Below are 16,996 nucleotides of genomic sequence, written 5' to 3'. Positions count from 1 at the left end.
TCCTGATTATGAATGGATCACATACGGGGAGCGGGTCAACCAACCGACATTACTAACTGACATTTGTATCAAATCCTGGGGGCAGGTCACAGGGGCGAAATTATCGAGTTCGATAAGTGCCCTTATGCACAAACATTGGGGCAGGTTCATTTATTGGCCAGATTCCGTCCTGGTAAAGCAAAAAAACTTAAACAGAGCTTGCTTGCTCTAAAGAGTGCGGGGCGGACGAATCAGTGCCCATAGTGTAAGAACCATGATAGAAATTTTTTACTAAGGTGAAGGCGTGGCAATCTTTGACATTGAAAAGGACGAATTACTTCGGCTCTCCGATTCTCAGCTAGAAGAGCTGATTGCCCGGCTTGCGGAAGCTGAAGTGGCAATGCATGGTCTTAGCCCAGCGTGTGTAAATTGGTCGGGGTCAATCACAGCTCCTGACGGAGGAGTTGATATCCATGTTCAGGTTCCAGTTGATCAACTGAAAGCTGGTTTTCTTGTAAGACCTGATACGGTGTTTCAGGCAAAGAAACATAAGATGCCAAAGGCTGCAATCGAGAAGGAAATGGGCACCGGCAGAGAGCTTTCATCGATAATCTCTGAACAAGCCAGAAAGCAAGGCAGCTACATCATTGTCAGCTTGGGGGATGATTGCTCTCCGTCTGGAAAGAGAGATCGTCTTAATGCGATGAGGGATGCAGTAAAAGATGATCCTAACAAAAGCAATCTTCATGTTGAGTTCTACGACCGTTCCAAACTCATTCAATGGCTGCGCCAACATCCATCAGTCATGCTGTGGGTAAAAGGGAAGCTTGGGCAAGGGTATTCCGGCTGGCAACCCTACGGAGCTTGGAGCAATCCGCCACAAGGTGTTACAGACACTTTAATCTCAGCCCCAGGTGTAACCATTACTTTACCGTCGGGAAAGGGGCAAAAACTCAAAATTGATGAAGCAATTAGCCCAATGAGAGAACTTATCCGTTCGACGAATAAGGCGGTTCGTATTACAGGATTATCTGGTGTCGGGAAGACTCGGATCGTTCAGGCGCTCTTTGATGAAACTGTTGGAACAGATGCGCTTGACCGGACAGTAGCTATTTATGTTGATACTGGCTCTGAGCCAGAACCGTCGGCTACAGCAATGCTTGATAAGCTGATCGCTGAGGACCGACGAGCAATTATGATCCTTGATAATTGTCCATCAGAACTCCATGCTTCGCTTGCCAGCAAGGTATCAGCCGCAGGAAAAGAAGTAAGCCTCATCACAATCGAGTACGACATAAGGGATGACAAACCACAGACAACTGAGGTCATCCTTATTGAGACAGATGGTCCAGAGGTGGCAGAGCAACTTCTTATCCGTCGCTTCCCTTCTATTGGTCACAATAATGCCCGTCGTATTGCTGAGTTTGCAGATGGGAATGCAAGAGTTGCTTTGGCTATAGCTGAGAGAGGGGAGGAAGGCGAGAGTTTGGCTCTACTTTCTGATGCGCAGTTGTTTAATCGCTTGTTTGAACAGCGTAATCATCCTGATGGTAATTTACGGGAGCAAGCTGAAATATTGTCACTGGTGTATTCATTCTCGGTATCTAGTCCAGATGCTGCTACCGATGAACTGGAAATATTAGGGGCGCTCTTTGGGTATTCCAGAACCCAGTTATTTAAAGCCGTTACGAAGCTGATGGAACGTCATATCGTCCAGAAAAGATCTCACTGGAGAGCTATCTTACCTCATGCCATTGCTAACAGATTGGCAGCATCCGCACTCGACAGTATTCCCGTTCATCAACTTAAGGCGACTTTTGAAGCTCCCGATTGTGAGCGTTTATTAATGTCTTTTTCGCATCGCTTGGGGTTGTTGCATGACCATCCTGTTGCGAAAGAAATTGTAGAAGCCTGGCTTCAGCCTAAAGGGATGTTAGGAAGAATAGCCGAGTTAAATGATATTTCGTTACGAATACTTGGGTATATCGGACCGGTGGCACCTGAAGCATTGCTCAACAGAATTGAGGCCGTACTCTCATCATCTGATTTCAAAGGTATGGAAACGGGCTGCAATCCGCAGCGACGAAGTATTCTGCGTCTTTTACAAATGATGGCATACGAACCGAACGCCTTTGAACGATGCGCCAGGCTTCTTATTCAAATGGCAGAGGACGAAGCCGATAATAATAACCTGGATTCTGCTCGAAACATGGTCCCACGGTTTTTCCAGGCGTATCTGTCTGGTACTCATGCATCCCTAAGCCAGCGTATTGCTTTAATGAACGAATGTATTGCATCAAGTATTATTACGCGTAGATCTTTGGGCTTCAAGATGCTGTCAACTGCCCTAGATGGCCCACCGTGGTCAGGGTTTGGAGTTGGTGAGTTTGGAGCTCGACCAAGAGACTATGGATACGAACCCAACTATGATGAACTTGTCGAATGGCGCAGCGCCTTTATTGACGTCATTATCCAATTAGCGGCATCCGGAGATCCTGAGCTTGAAAGGCGTGCAAGATCAATCCTAGCTGACAAATTCAGGGGAATTTGGTTTCAAGAAGCAATGCGAGACAAACTCGTCGATGCTGCCCGTACCTTAAATGCTTTAAGTCCTTGGGGGGAAGGTTGGAAAGCCGTTCGTTCAACGGTCTATTTTGACTATACCAAGCGTAGCAATGGAGATGATGTTGAGCCGTTGCCGGATAATCTTGCTGCCTTAGAGAAGGAGTTGGAGCCCATTGCGTTAATTCCAACAATAAAGACATACGTGTTGAGTACAAATCATGATTATTGGGCACTGGATGCGGATTTTGATCATGAGGACTCCGATAAATATACCGCAGCCGGAAAACGACTTGAAGCTAAAGCACTTCAATTGGGACAAAACTTTGCCTTATCAAATCATGTACTTGAGGAGTTAGGAGCAGATCTGTTCTCCATCGGTGGAATGCCTTATCGTGCTGTCTTTGGTCGAGGACTTGCTCGAGGGGCACATGATCTACGTATTGGCTGGCAGCGACTTGTTGAACAAATTGAAAAACAGCCAGATGCTAACAAAGACTTTGGAGTTATTGGGGGGTTCATCGGAGAAGTTGACTCTGTCGATCCATCATTAGCACAGAAGTTTCTCGACCAATGTGCGCAGCATCCTGAACTTCGACAGGTATTGGTTGGCTTGCATCCTTGGGGGACATTTACGGTAACTGATTTGGATCGCTGCATGAAGCATTTGGATGATCCAGACATTCCCCTTTTCATGTATGAGCCAATTCTCTGGCGAGACCAATACGCCAATTTACCGAGAGTCCGTTTACTTGATCTTGCTAAGCGCCTCCTAAATAAAGTTAGCGGCGACGATGTTATTTTGGATGCACTATCCATGAAGCTTCATGGTAAAGATGAATCTACAGATACGCTTGGTGCAGACTTTCGATTAATCGGTCTCGCTGCAGCCATCCAGAGGATTCAAAACAGCGACAGAGACCAAGGGGGGACAATTGATTATCACATGGAACAAGTTATCGATGCTGCGTTGCGTTTCGATGGTAATGAAGCGAAAAAAATAGAGTGGTTGGACACAATATTCAGCGTCATTGATGAACATTATGGATATGTGTCTGGATTTCATAAAACTATAGCTACAACTGCTGCATCGATGTCAGAAGCATTTCTCAATCGCATTTTTGAAGGTACTGAGGAACAGCGGCAAAGAAGACAATTCTTTATTGGACGTGGTGGCTTACGTACCTATCCCCTAGCAAAGATAAATACAAGCGTTCTAATTGCATGGTGCCACGCCAGAAATGATCCCTTTGTCTGGCCCGTTGTAGCTGGTGGAGTCAATCTTTGGTCAAAAAATGTTGAGCAGAGCGCACTGACCATACACGAAACGGCTTTAAAACTTCTAGAGGCGTCCCCTGAGCCACTAGCTGTTCTGGAGTCTTTTGCTGAGCGCATTACTCCATCATCCTGGACTGGTAGCCTTGCGAACATAATGCAAGCTAGATCAAGGACTCTAAATACATTGATTAAACACGAACGCACTGATATTGCCGAGGCTACCAAAGTAGTTTGCGAAAAAATGATACAGTGGGTGGAGCGCCAAAAAGAACGCGAACAACGGGAAGATAGTGAAAGGGAACAGCGGTTTGAATAAAGGCTAAAAGCTATACAAACGTTCTGCGATAAGGAGAAAGTAATGGAATCTGCACGTGATAAACGTACCCGTGAGATTGTGGAGGCAGAGGATCTTTGGTTGCTTGAGAGCGTTGATACTGAAGGTTACGTATGCTGGGGATGTGGTATAACCATGCATCCTGCTGCATGGGAAAAAGATAAAAAAGTCAGAGCCTATTTTAAAAAGAAACGGACCCTGTAAATAATTCTGTGTAACTGCCATCGCATTAAAGGTGATCGCTCAGGCGGTCACCGAAATCGATAATAAAGCGACTCATCGCCAGCCGCCAGTTTCGGATCGGCATATTCCATTTTTTTGAAGCATCCTTGATTGCCAGATAAATGACTTTACGCACCGAGTCATCCGTCGGGAACACCTTGCGTTTCTTTATCGCCTGAGGGATCACGCTGTTCAAAGATTCGATGGCGTTTGTGGTGTAAATAGCTTTGCGGATATCCGGTGGATAATTGTAAAACGTATTGAGATTTTCCCAGTGTGTAGTCCCTCCGGTTTTTAGTACCATCGCCAATGAGGATCTCCGGCCAGTTTTCCCCTCGCATAGATAACAGGTGGTATATCACCCAGTGAGCTATGCGGGCGTTCTTCGTTATATTCTGTACGCCATTCTTCTGTTAGCACGCGGACTTCTGACAACGTTCTGAACAGATACATATCAAGTATTTCTGTTCGTAGTGTTTTATTAAATCGCTCAATAAATCCGTTCTGCATGGGCCTACCGGGCTGAATAAAATCGAGTATCACGCCGTGCATCTCTGCCCATTCACCTAAGGCGGCGCCAGTGAATTCTGGCCCATTATCACTTCGGATAAAAGCCGGATAGCCTCGTTCTGTACTTAATCGCTCCAGGATGCGTACAACACGATGAGCCGGTATATTCAAGCCAACTTCGATTGCCAGTGCTTCCCGGTTAAAGTCATCAACTACGTTAAATAACCTGAATCGCCGCCCCTCGCTCAAGGCATCACTCATAAAATCAACTGACCAACAGTGGTTCATTTTACGTGGAATAACCAACGGCTGTGGATGCCTGCTCGGTAAGCGTTTTTGTCCTTTGCGCCGAAAGTTGAGTTTTAACAATCGATAGATCCGGTAAACCCGTTTTGCATTCCACAGTAATCCTGCCTGGCGTAACTTTTTGAACTTAAGTCCAAAACCATAGGCCGGATACTGATGCGCCAGTTTTTATAGTGCCTCGATCACAGGCAGGTCCCGTGCTGTGTTCGGGCAATAATGCAACAGGCTTCGACTGATACCGATAATCCGGCACCCGCGTCGTTCGCTGGCCTGATGTTCCGTCATAACGTAATGCACCAGTTCACGCCTGCCAGGCACCGTTAAAGTTTTTTTGACACAACATCCTTAAGAATTTCATGATCTAAGCTCAGGGATGCGTACATCTGCTTTAATCGGCGATTCTCTTCTTCCAGCTCTTTCATTCGTTTGATATCAGAGGACTCCATGCCGCCGTATTCAGATTTCCAGTTGTAATAGCTGGCCACCGACACACCGTTTTCGCGACAAACATCCTTCACATGCCGACCCCCTTCAACTTCTTTCAGAACCCGCAGGATCTGAGTTTCAGTGAAACGCGCTTTCTTCATGATGAGCCTCCGTTGGTTGTATTTTAACCAGAGAACTCCATTACGCGGCAAGACTAAATTCAGGGGGGCTGCAAACCTACCGGAACTGCGCCAGAGCTGGCATTGGAAAAGATCTATACGGGGGATCCACGCATGCAAAACCATGCACCAGTTGCATGCATGGCTCGCTATGGGTGATGAGATGGCTTTAGAAGTGCGACAACTCAGAGGAATGACCTTCTTTATGCAGTTTTTCTATGGTTTTCTGCTTAATGAGCTTTACCCATTCCTGTGGGGAAAGATCCCATCGGTCTGGTGCGAATTCGCCTCTGTAGCGGTTTAAAAGGACGTCATATCCGTCTGATTGCTCTTCAATTTCGGTCAAATTGGCTAACAACATACGTAGATTAAAGGGTGTGGAAGTTTCGAGATAATCGTTGAAGAGATTATTAAAATCCATATCCTCATCGATAAGATCGCAATCCTGACCAAAATAAACGATGACTACTGTGTCAAGTTCGCAGGGTTTACTGGAGTCGGTATTCATATGTTCCTCATGGTCCCGGGTAGGCGGTTAGAATATAATAAATCTTATCGCCATATTGTCTGGCTCTTACAACCACCCTCACGGTGTAAGCCTTTCTGAGGGTCGTAGTCCCCCTATCGATATATGTTCCGACTGGAAATGAAAAAGTATGCTCAAGGGGAAGTTTTGCTTCTGGTCGCATGTATTTTAACGCGCTTCCTAATTGTGACCGCTTTACTGACATCAGTTCAGATATTACCAATTCGGCTTGCTTAACACTGTAGAAGCTACTGACACGAATTGGTGCTCTTGGCGCAGTGAGGCGAGCTATCATTTGTTCTGAAGTCAGACCAACGTGACGCGCAATTGTATGCCCCAGCGCCCCGCCTTCATGCTCCGCCAGCCTAATCCGACCTGAATACACCGATGCAACTCGTGCCGCACCTGCGGCGCTGGCAAACGCAAGCGGAACCAGCAGGTCAACCGTAACGCCGACTTTATATGCCGTTGCGCTATCGGCTCCAAGCTGTTCGGCAGCTAACTTTGCCAGTTGCGCTGTCGCGGTTTGCGACTCACGCCCGCTAATCACCTGGTTTAAAGATGTCCTGATGGTATCAAGGCTGTGCGCCCCTACGACCACGCATCCCGCTTTTGACAGCATTGTTGGCTCAGGCACCACGCAAAGCGCGCCAGCGCCAAATGATTCAACTACGCCACCGACTAAACCCAGACCGCCCCAAAGGCGATTACTCCAGGTCTCGCCTTCACTCACCGTTTTTCTGTGCAATATTGCTGCCATTTGCACGGGTGAAATGGCTATTGATACGCCCTCTTCATCATTCATATTAATTCCCTTTAACAAGATAAGATATTCGCTAAGGCTATTCTTCCCGCCTGGTGTGGTCAATGCTCCATCTCTGCAACTAACGCCGTTATAAGAACGTAAAAACCCCGGCAGAAAAAATAAGGTTCACGCTGCCTGACCCTACCCCAAAATCCTGCCAGCTTCGACTGATTTCAGTACAGCGATGATCTGGTGTTCAGTGAATCGGATCTTACGCATAACGATCTTCTCAGGGGAGATAATCAGTATGTCGGAAGCTCTCTAAAAGTGAATGGACCATTTTAGCGGGACGCTTACACTGCCTGAGTAGACAGCCGGTTATTCAAGGTCTCGCCTTAACTTACCGTTTTCCTGTGCAGGTTAGTCGTATAACCCTTCATCTGATTTTTCTGAAAAAATTAATATACCAACGGTGAAATTTGCAACAGGTACAGATTTAGTTTTCTTAAGCGAATTCCATGAAAAGGACTCATCAATGATGATGCATGATGTGATTCTGCTATATAGCAAAATTTCGATTTGTATCAGAGATCACTTTTTATATCGGGACAGGGTGTTTTCAGAGCCGCCATTATGTGGCATTGTAAAATCAATATTTAACACACTCCAGAAAATCTGGTTTTTTAATATTATCCAAGGAGCCTTTCATTATGACCAAAAAAATCAAACCCCAGGACAACTCATCCAATATCCCCAACCCCAACAAAGGATCTGACGGGACAAATAAACAACATGACCAGGCTCAGGGAAATAGAGGAAAGCAAATGAATCCAAACCAGCAGAATAAGAAATAAAAAAAGCCGCATCAAAAGATGCGGCTTTTCTGCTAAACGATCATGCTGACAACCAATGAAACCCGCTCTCACAGGCTCTCATCATCCTCACCCTATCCTCCATCACTCCTGCGCCCGCATTGTCCCCTGGCCGCACCAAAGCCTTTACCCCGCTCCAGCGCACGTGCACAATCACTTCTGACTGTCATCACGGCGATAATACCTTAACCTGCCACCCCGTCCTTAAGTGAGAAACTCGATGAACGCTAAGATTATAACTTTGCTAATTTCTGCCTTAAGCATCAGTACCGCGATGTCAGCAACGGTCGAGGATATGGATCACCGGCTGGACTCTCTGTTCGGGGCGCATCAGCCTTATCACGCCTTTTTCGATCGGTTGCAGACATCAGTGGCGCATAAGGATAAAGACAGGCTTGCCTCGATGGTGTCTTATCCTATTACCGTTTCCGTTAAAGGGAAGAAAACGCGTATCCGCACGGCCAGCGATTTTAAAAAGCATTACGACGTTATTTTCACGCCGGTTTATTCCCGGGCGATAACCCGCCAGAAATATGAGGATCTCTTCGCCCGGGATCTCGGCGTTATGGTTGGGGATGGGGGCCAGCTGTGGTTTAGCGGCGTGTGCCCGGACAGTGCCTGTAAAACCACCTGGGTGCTGATCACCGGTATCAATAACTAAGCGGAGATCGTCCGGCCGGTGATGCCACTAAGCGTAACGCCCTTCAGGTTTCAGCGAAGTACCTGATGGGCAAGAAGCAGGTAAAAGACTTTCCCGCAAACCCTGAACAAAAATCGCCCTAATAGTTAACCTAAACTCGAATTAACCACGGGTAAATAATCCCTGTCCGCAACAAAAAAACAACTTACCCCCATCGCTATTGCATAAAAAAACCTATTTATCATCATCTTAATCGATACAGGCATATTTTCTCATTTCTTCTATTCTTAAATGGCACTTATTTTTAATGGCTACCCACTTCGCCAATCATTGATTTTTTTTGATAATCTGAGGATGGAATATGAAACCACTGGCTCGTTATTTACTTAGCGGCAGTTTAATACTTTCGATGGGCTCTGCTTACGCTGCTTCACAAACCGACCCGCATCTGGATAAGGGTGTCCAGACATTTGTTAACGCACTGAACAGCGGCAACGGAAAACCTATCGAACAGCTCTCGCCTAAGGATGCACGTGCGGTGCTGTCCGGCGCACAGTCGGGCGTCAAGGTGGATTTGTCCGGGGTGACGGTATCGAACAAGACCATTCAGGTCGATGGAAAACCTCTTGAATTAACCATCGTCCGGCCGGAAAACGTTAAAGGTACGCTACCGGCGTTTATGTTCTTCCACGGCGGTGGCTGGGTGCTGGGTGACTACCCCACTCATCAGCGTATGGTCAGAGATCTGGTCGTCTCTTCAGGTGCCGTTGCGGTGTTCGTTAACTACACGCCAAGCCCGGAAGCACACTATCCGGTTGCCATCAATCAGGCTTACGCGGCGACAAAATGGGTTGCTGAACAGGGTGCCGATATCGACGTAGACGGCAGCCGCCTGGCCGTTGCCGGTAACAGCGTTGGCGGTAATATGGCGACGGTGGTCAGCCTGATGGCTAAAGATAAAGGTACGCCGAAGCTGCGCTACCAGGTGCTGTTCTGGCCGGTTACGGATGCTAAATTTGATACCGCCTCCTACAAGCAGTTCGCTGAAGGCCGCTTCCTGACCCGCAATATGATGAAATGGTTCTGGGATAACTACACCACCAGCGCCAGCCAGCGCGCAGAGATTTACGCTTCGCCGCTGCGGGCCTCTGATGACCAGCTTAAGGGGCTGCCTCCGGCACTGGTTCAGACGGCTGAAAATGATGTTCTACGCGATGAAGGTGAAGCCTACGCCCGCAAGCTGAATGCTGCCGGTGTGGATGTGGTGCAGGTTCGCTATAACGGTATGATCCATGATTACGGCCTGCTGAACGCCGTGGCTACCGTGCCAGAGGTTCAGGTCGCGCTGGATCAGGCGGGTTTACTGCTTAAGGAACATCTTAAGTAAGCCTTAGCTGGCGATACCCTCGCCTTAATACGCCACTGCCGATTGTTGATTCGGCAGTGGCTCATCCGACGACATGATCCGGACGTTACTTCGCTTCTTCCGCCGCATCGGCGTGATTCTGACCTTCTTCGATGAAATCTTCATCGATCTCATCGCTATTCGCCTGATTATCGCGACCGGAAAGCAGGTTCCAGCAGGCAATAAACATCGCGGCGATAAGCGGGCCAATGACGAAGCCATTGATGCCGTAAACTTCCATCCCGCCCAGCGTGGCGATCAGAATCAGGTAGTCCGGCATTTTGGTATCCTTGCCGACCAGCAGCGGGCGAAGAATATTATCAACCAGCCCAATCACCACCACAAAGAATCCGACCAGGAAAAGGCCCTGCCAGAGCATGCCGGAGGCAAAGAAATAGACGGCGGCAGGCACCCAGATTATTGCTGAACCCACGGCCGGTATCAGTGAAAGCAGCGCAATAAGCGCGCCCCACAGCAGGCTGCCTTCAATGCCGGTAAAGTAGAATGCCAGGCCACCCAGCGCCCCCTGCACGACGGCTACCACCACCGTACCCTTTACCGTCGCGCGCGATACGGCAGCAAATTTCATAAACAGATGATGCTTCGCATACTTCGAAAGCGGCAGCGCTTCGAGGATCAGGTTCACCAGATAGGAACCATCCTTTAGCAGGAAAAACAGCAGATAGAGCATGATGCCGAAGCCTATCGTAAAGCCGAAGGTGCTCTTGCCTATCAGGAAAACGCTGCCCGCCAGATACTGGCTCCCCTGCAGCGCAAACTGCGAAAGCTTCTGCTGGATGCTGGCCGCCGTATCCAGATGATGTTCCGCCAGGAAATTACCTGCCCAGGCGGGAAGATGCTGCATGATATCCGCAAGAACGGTCGGCAGCTGCGTGTTGTTGTGCTGAAGTTTGGTATAGACCACGTTGAATTCAATCGCCATGGAGGACGCGAGAACCACCAGCGGGGTGAAAACGATTAAACAGATAATCAACAGGGTTAAGAATGAGGCCAGCCCATTCTTCTCACCGATAAGCTTACGCAACCGGGTTTTCAACGGATGGAAAATAATCGCCAGAATGGCCGCCCATAATACGGATGAGTAGTAAGGCCCCAGGATATCCAGAAACGCTACCGTCACAATAAAAAGAATTACAATAAAAAATCCTTTCGTCAGGCCTTTAAATCTCATAACAATCCCTCTGAAGCGCAATTTTGCCCCCGAATCATAGAACGGCAGCCTGCTTTTGCAACAGCGTAACAAAACTAATTTATGGTATCGTAACGATATCTGACGCCACGTCGCGACGCCCCTTTAGCGCCCACTATGCAAAATCGCCTGACCATAAAAGATATCGCGCGCCTGAGCGGCGTCGGTAAATCGACCGTTTCCCGCGTAATTAATAATGAAAGCGGCGTGAATCCTGATACGCGCGCCAGAATTCTCCAGGTGATTGAACAGCATAACTTTCATCCGTCGAAATCCGCGCGATCGCTGCGTAGCCTGAGCGATAAGGTCGTCGCGATTATCGTTTCAAGGCTGGACTCCCCGTCTGAAAATCAGGCGGTCAGATCGATGCTACCGCTGTTTTATCAGCAGGGGTACGACCCTATCGTGCTGGAAAGCCAGTTCAACCCGGCCCGGGTTGAGGAGCATCTTCAGGTGCTGGCGCAGCGTAATATTGATGGCGTCGTGCTGTTTGGCTTTACCGGGTTAGGAAGTGAGATGTTGACGCCATGGCAGGACAAGCTGGTGATGATGGCCCGCCCAATGCCTGGCCTGTCATCCGTTTGCTACGACGATGCCGGCGCCGTGGCTCTGCTGATGGACGAACTGATCAAGAGACAGCTGCGCCATATCAGCTTTATTGGCGTGACGCCCGAGGACACCACCACCGGCAAACAGCGGTCCGACGCCTACCGTGCAGTGTGCCAGGCGCATAAGCTGCTGCCTTCGCTGGCGCTGGGTGATTTGGGCTATCAAAGCGGTTACGACCTGTTACCCCAGGTACTCACCCCACAGACGCAGGCGGTGATTTGCGCGTCCGATACCATCACTCTGGGCGTGCAAAAATATCTGCAACAGGTGCAGCCCAACGCCGTGCAGGTGTGCTGCATCGGCACCAATCCCCTTTTACACTTCCTTTATCCCGCCACCCTGTTTGTTAGCCTGGGCTACAGCAGCAGCGGAGAAGCCGCGGCAAAACAGCTGATTGCGCAGCTGTCGGGCAGCGGGCCACATCAGCAGATCACCCTGCCCGCCAGGCTTATTTCTGCCCCACTCGTCCCCTGACCGCTCTACCAAAGCGTTAAGCGTCCCTCTTTGGCAGGCTTATAAGAAATTTTGCGAGATGCTGCACAGATATGGGAACGTTCCCATACAAATCCCGATTATCCCGTTATTCTCTGCACACCTCAGCGGAGCGACGGTTTGCGTACCGCTGATTGACCTTTTTCTGTAAGGACACAACATGAGCATGGAATTGCATAAGGACGTAGAGCGCCTGATCGCGCTGGTCGGCGGAGCCAGCAATATTGCTAAGGTAAGCCACTGTATTACCCGTTTACGTTTCGTTCTTCACGACCCGATGAAGGCGGAACCCACAAAGATAGAACAGTTGAGTATGGTCAAGGGCTGCTTTACCTCCGCAGGCCAGTTCCAGGTGGTGATCGGTACCGAGGTGGGCGACTACTATGCGGCTTTGATTACCCAGGCGGAAAAAAACGAGGGGAGTAAAGAAGAGACGAAAAATGCCGCCCGCCAGAATATGACCGCCCTTGAGCGGGGGATCTCCCACTTTGCTGAGATCTTCTTCCCGCTGCTCCCCGCCCTCATCAGCGGTGGCCTGATACTTGGCTTCCGTAACATCATTGGCGATATCCCGCTGTCAGACGGCAAAACGCTGGCGCAGATCTCCCCCTTCTGGCAGGCGATGTACGATCTTCTGTGGCTGCCGGGCGAGGCGATATTTATGTTCCTGCCGGTTGCCGTATGCTGGTCAACGGTGAAAAAGATGGGCGGCACAGAAATCCTCGGGATCGTGCTGGGCATTACCCTGGTTTCCCCCCAGCTAATGAACTCCTACGGGCTGGGCCAGCAGATCCCTGACGTCTGGCATCTGGGCTGGTTCACCATCGAAAAGGTCGGCTACCAGGCCCAGGTTATTCCTTCTATGCTGGCCGGTATCGCGCTGGCGCTGATTGAAAATCGTCTTAAGAAGCTGATCCCGGCTTACCTCTATCTGGTCTTTGTCCCGGTGATTTCGCTGATACTGGCGGTGTTCCTGGCGCACTCTCTGATTGGCCCCTTTGGCCGAATGATCGGCGATGGCGTGGCCTGGGCAGTGAAGGGCGTAATGACCGGCAGCTTTGCACCCGTAGGCGCAGCCCTGTTTGGCTTCCTCTACGCGCCGCTGGTGATCACTGGCGTACATCAGACCACGCTGGCGATTGATATGCAGATGATCCAAAGCACCGGCGGTACGCCGCTCTGGCCGCTTATCGCCCTCTCCAATATTGCTCAGGGTGCCGCCGTCGTGGGCATCATCCTGGTCGGTAAAAAGAAAAGTGAACGGGAAGTCTCAGTGCCTGCCGCCATCTCCGCCTTCCTCGGGGTGACCGAACCTGCGATGTATGGCATCAATATGAAATATCGCTTCCCCATGCTCTCCGCCATGATTGGCTCTGCGCTTGCCGCGCTGATTTGCGGGCTGTATGGCGTGACGGCCAACGGCATTGGCGTCGGGGGCCTGCCGGGAATCCTCTCTATTAAGCCGCAATTCTGGCCCGTCTTTTCACTCGCCATGCTGGTTGCCCTGGTGGTCCCTGTCCTGCTGACCCTGCTGTTGCATAAACGACAGGTTATTAAGGCCAGGATGCCCTTGGAAGATAACGAGCAACCTTCGACTCTCTAAAAATAAGCATTTCTCGACTGTTTAAGGATAAACAGCATGATTGACAGCATTGATCCCTGCCCCTGGTGGAAAAATGGGGTGATTTACCAGATTTACCCAAAAAGCTTTCAGGATACAACCGGCAGTGGCCAGGGCGATCTTAACGGCATCATCCAGCGGCTGGACTATCTGCAAAAGCTGGGCGTTGATGCCCTGTGGCTGACGCCGATTACCGTTTCCCCGCAGGTGGATAACGGCTATGACGTCGCGGACTACTGCAATATCGATCCCTCCTGTGGCACCTTTGCTGATTTCGAGCGGCTGGTAGCAGGCGCACATCAGCGCGGTATACGTATCGTGATGGATATGGTTTTTAACCATACCTCGACCGAGCATCGCTGGTTTAAGCAGTCGCTTAACCCAGCCAGCCCCTTCCGACCTTTTTACCACTGGCGGCAGGGGGAAGCGGGCCAGCCCCCCAATCACTGGCAATCTAAATTTGGCGGCAACGCCTGGCAGTGGCACCCACAGAGCAGCCAGTACTACCTGCATCTGTTCAGCCCACAGCAGGCCGACCTCAACTGGGAGCATCCCCCCGTACGCGAGGCGCTTAAGGCTATCTGCCGCTTCTGGGCGGGGAAAGGCGTGGACGGGCTGAGGCTCGACGTCATTAACCTGGTATCCAAAACCGCGGACTATCCTGAGGATGCCCTGGGTGATGGACGCCGTTTCTATACCGATGGACCACGTATTCACGAGTATCTTCAGGAGTTTAGCCGGGACGTTTTTCGCCCGCTGGGGCTGATGACCGTGGGCGAAATGTCCTCTACCTCGCTCGAGGCATGCCGACAGTATGCCGCCGTTGACGGTAGCGAACTGTCCATGACCTTCAACTTTCACCATCTTAAGGTGGACTATGCTGACGGCGAAAAGTGGTGCGATGCCGCGCCCGACCTGCTGTTGCTTAAGCGTTTGTTCTGCACCTGGCAGCAGGGAATGCATGGTCATGCATGGAATGCGCTGTTTTGGTGTAACCACGATCAGCCGCGTATCGTCTCCCGCCTGGGCAGCGAGGGGCCTCTGCGCGTGCCCGCCGCAAAAATGCTGGCGATGGTGCTGCACGGTATGCAGGGCACCCCCTTTATCTATCAGGGAGAAGAGATTGGCATGACCAACCCGGGCTTTAGCCACATCAGCCAGTACCGTGATGTGGAGAGCCTCCGCTGGTATGACGCGATGAAAAAAACAGGCGGCGATGAGACCCTTCTGCTGACAATTCTTTCCCGCAAGTCACGCGATAACAGCCGTACGCCAATGCAGTGGGATGCGACAAATAACGCCGGTTTCACCTCCGGCGAACCCTGGATTTCCCCCTGCCGCTCCTATCCCCTGCTTAACGTGGAGCAGGCAGTAAAGGATCCTGACTCCGTTTTTCACCTCTATCGGCGGCTAATAGCGCTGCGTAAAACCTTTACCATATTTACCGACGGTGACTATCAGGATTGCCTGCCCACGCATCCTGGTCTCTGGTGCTACACGCGCACTAAAGGCCGCCAGCAGCTGCGTGTCATCGCCAACCTTAGCGAATCTACTCAGCCCTCCCCTCTCACCTGTGTGAAGGGTGAAACGCTGCTCAGTAACTATTCCGACGCGCCGGTAAACAATCTGCTGCGTCCGTATGAGTGTCTTTATCAGTTGATGGAACAAGGAGAATAATAATGCGAGTACTCAGGAAGACCTTCACTGTACTGCCCTTACTGACGCTGACGATGGCTGGCTCCGCCTTCGCACTTGATTTTGGCGGCTATGCGCGTTCCGGCATTGGCTGGACAAACAAAGGCGGAGAGCAGCGCTGCTTTCAGGCGACCGGGGCCAACAGCAAATATCGTCTGGGGAATGAATGTGAAACCTACGCAGAGTTGAAGCTGGGCCAGGAGCTGTGGAAAGAGGAGAATAAAAGTTTCTATTTCGATACCAACCTGGCCTATGCGGTGTCCCAGCGTACGGATGTGGAGAGCGTCGATCCTAACTTCCGCGAGGCCAACGTGCAGGGTAAAAACCTGATTGACGCTCTACCCGGCGCCACGCTCTGGGCAGGTAAGCGCCTTTACCAGCGTCATGACGTCCATATGATCGATTTTTACTACTGGGATATTTCCGGTCCGGGAGCGGGGATAGAGCAGATTGATCTCGGGGCAGGTAAGCTTTCACTGGCCGCCACCCGCAACGCTGAAGCGGGAGGATCCTGGGGCTTTATCGACAATCAGATGAAGTGGGTACCGACCATAAACGATACCTTCGATCTGCGGGTGGCTGAAATCCCGGTGAACACCAATGGTGCGCTGGAGGTCGGTTTTGATTACGGACGGGCAAGGGTTCAGAAAGGCTTTCAGCTGGCGGAAGGCGCATCTGAAGATGGCTGGATGCTAAGCGCCGAACACACGCAAACCCTGAACAGCGGCTACAACAAACTGGTTATGCAGTATGCCACTGACGCGATGACCTCGCTGCGTACCGGCCATCCCGAGGGGGGAAGCGTTAACAATAATGGTAAAATGTTTCGCGTCATCGACCACGCCGCAATGGATTTAAACGACACATGGGGTCTGACCTGGGTTGCCCTCTATCAGGATGTGAACCGCGATAACCGCAATGGAACAACCTGGTACTCTGCGGGCCTGCGCCCTATGTATAAGTGGACGCCCATCCTCAGTACCCTGCTGGAGGTTGGCTATGACAGCGTGAAATCTCAGCAGACCGGCGATCGTAATAGCCAGTACAAACTAACGCTGGCTCAGCAGTGGCAGGCCGGGGAGAGCGTCTGGGCGCGCCCCGCATTGCGCCTGTTCGCAACCTATGCCAAATGGAATGAAAAGTGGGGCTACGCCACTGCCGATGACCTCGCCTTTGTTGCCGGCAGCGCCTACCGTGATAGCAGCGCGAAAACCTTCAGCAGAGGACGTAATGACGAAATGAGCGTTGGTGCGCAGTTTGAAGCCTGGTGGTAACGAGCTAAGCGCAGGCGATCGGTCTGATGAAGGTATTACGCGAAGCCAGAGCGTTCTTCTGGATGCTGGGTGATAAGTCTATGGTGCTGCTGGTATTCCCTGCTAAAGCAG

At 50.6% G+C, this 16,996-nt stretch carries 12 protein-coding genes and 2 pseudogenes; 9 read left to right on the top strand and 5 right to left on the bottom strand.

From position 1 onward, the window contains the following. The first annotated feature begins 283 nt into the window (after positions 1–283). Together AAGR22_RS03310 and AAGR22_RS03305 are read left to right on the top strand one after the other, a co-directional pair. Positions 284–4,135, top strand: coding sequence for a hypothetical protein (locus AAGR22_RS03310; protein ID WP_345830262.1), 3,852 nt, complete (start codon positions 284–286; stop codon positions 4,133–4,135). A gap of 42 nt (positions 4,136–4,177) precedes the next feature. Beyond that, complete coding sequence (locus tag AAGR22_RS03305; protein ID WP_345830260.1) at positions 4,178–4,357, top strand: hypothetical protein; 180 nt, start codon at positions 4,178–4,180, stop codon at positions 4,355–4,357. Positions 4,358–4,382: 25 nt separating this feature from the next. Here the strand turns inward: AAGR22_RS03305 and AAGR22_RS03300 are convergent. The 4 genes and pseudogenes from AAGR22_RS03300 to AAGR22_RS03285 form a co-directional block, all read right to left on the bottom strand. Further along, positions 4,383–4,655 (bottom strand): annotated as a pseudogene (locus AAGR22_RS03300) (transposase); the annotation flags it as partial. 14 nt (positions 4,656–4,669) lie between these two features. Continuing rightward, a pseudogene (locus AAGR22_RS03295) lies at positions 4,670–5,778 on the bottom strand (IS3 family transposase). Between the two features lie 187 nt (positions 5,779–5,965). Next, positions 5,966–6,304, bottom strand: a complete 339-nt coding sequence (locus tag AAGR22_RS03290; RefSeq protein ID WP_345830258.1) for a contact-dependent growth inhibition system immunity protein — start codon at positions 6,302–6,304, stop codon at positions 5,966–5,968. 7 nt (positions 6,305–6,311) lie between these two features. After that, positions 6,312–7,127, bottom strand: a complete 816-nt coding sequence (locus tag AAGR22_RS03285) for an RNase A-like domain-containing protein (protein ID WP_345830256.1) — start codon at positions 7,125–7,127, stop codon at positions 6,312–6,314. A 650-nt stretch (positions 7,128–7,777) separates the two neighbouring features. On the opposite strand from AAGR22_RS03285, the gene AAGR22_RS03280 reads away from it, so the two are divergent. From AAGR22_RS03280 to AAGR22_RS03270, 3 genes are all read left to right on the top strand, one after another. Next, the gene (locus tag AAGR22_RS03280; protein ID WP_197473298.1) at positions 7,778–7,921 is read left to right on the top strand and encodes a hypothetical protein; all 144 of its coding nucleotides are present in this window, start codon (positions 7,778–7,780) and stop codon (positions 7,919–7,921) included. Between the two features lie 238 nt (positions 7,922–8,159). Further along, a complete protein-coding gene (locus AAGR22_RS03275) occupies positions 8,160–8,600 on the top strand; it encodes a hypothetical protein (protein WP_345830254.1) in 441 nt (146 codons plus the stop codon). A 388-nt stretch (positions 8,601–8,988) separates the two neighbouring features. After that, entirely contained in the window at positions 8,989–9,966 is a 978-nt protein-coding gene (locus tag AAGR22_RS03270; RefSeq protein ID WP_231877594.1) for an alpha/beta hydrolase, read from the top strand. A gap of 85 nt (positions 9,967–10,051) precedes the next feature. Here the strand turns inward: AAGR22_RS03270 and AAGR22_RS03265 are convergent, their stop codons facing one another. Next, positions 10,052–11,176: an AI-2E family transporter gene (locus tag AAGR22_RS03265; protein WP_345830253.1), complete on the bottom strand. Its 1,125-nt coding sequence runs from the start codon at positions 11,174–11,176 to the stop codon at positions 10,052–10,054. A 135-nt stretch (positions 11,177–11,311) separates the two neighbouring features. On the opposite strand from AAGR22_RS03265, the gene treR reads away from it, so the two are divergent. The 4 genes from treR to AAGR22_RS03245 all read left to right on the top strand — a co-directional run bounded on the left by treR (position 11,312) and on the right by AAGR22_RS03245 (position 16,885). Continuing rightward, positions 11,312–12,277, top strand: coding sequence for a trehalose operon repressor TreR (gene treR / locus AAGR22_RS03260; protein WP_067703916.1), 966 nt, complete (start codon positions 11,312–11,314; stop codon positions 12,275–12,277). A 178-nt stretch (positions 12,278–12,455) separates the two neighbouring features. Beyond that, positions 12,456–13,898, top strand: coding sequence for a PTS trehalose transporter subunit IIBC (gene treB / locus AAGR22_RS03255; RefSeq protein WP_067703919.1), 1,443 nt, complete (start codon positions 12,456–12,458; stop codon positions 13,896–13,898). A gap of 36 nt (positions 13,899–13,934) precedes the next feature. Then, a complete protein-coding gene (locus AAGR22_RS03250) occupies positions 13,935–15,593 on the top strand; it encodes an alpha,alpha-phosphotrehalase (RefSeq protein ID WP_345830251.1) in 1,659 nt (552 codons plus the stop codon). Positions 15,594–15,595: 2 nt separating this feature from the next. Further along, positions 15,596–16,885 (top strand): maltoporin, encoded by a 1,290-nt coding sequence (locus AAGR22_RS03245; protein WP_345830249.1) that lies wholly within the window; start codon positions 15,596–15,598, stop codon positions 16,883–16,885. Positions 16,886–16,996 lie beyond the last annotated feature (111 nt).

This window comes from Erwinia sp. HDF1-3R (assembly GCF_039621855.1).
Lineage (GTDB): Bacteria > Pseudomonadota > Gammaproteobacteria > Enterobacterales > Enterobacteriaceae > Erwinia.
The sequence above is the reverse complement of the archived record's forward strand: the minus strand, read 5'-3'. Positions and strand labels throughout refer to the sequence as shown.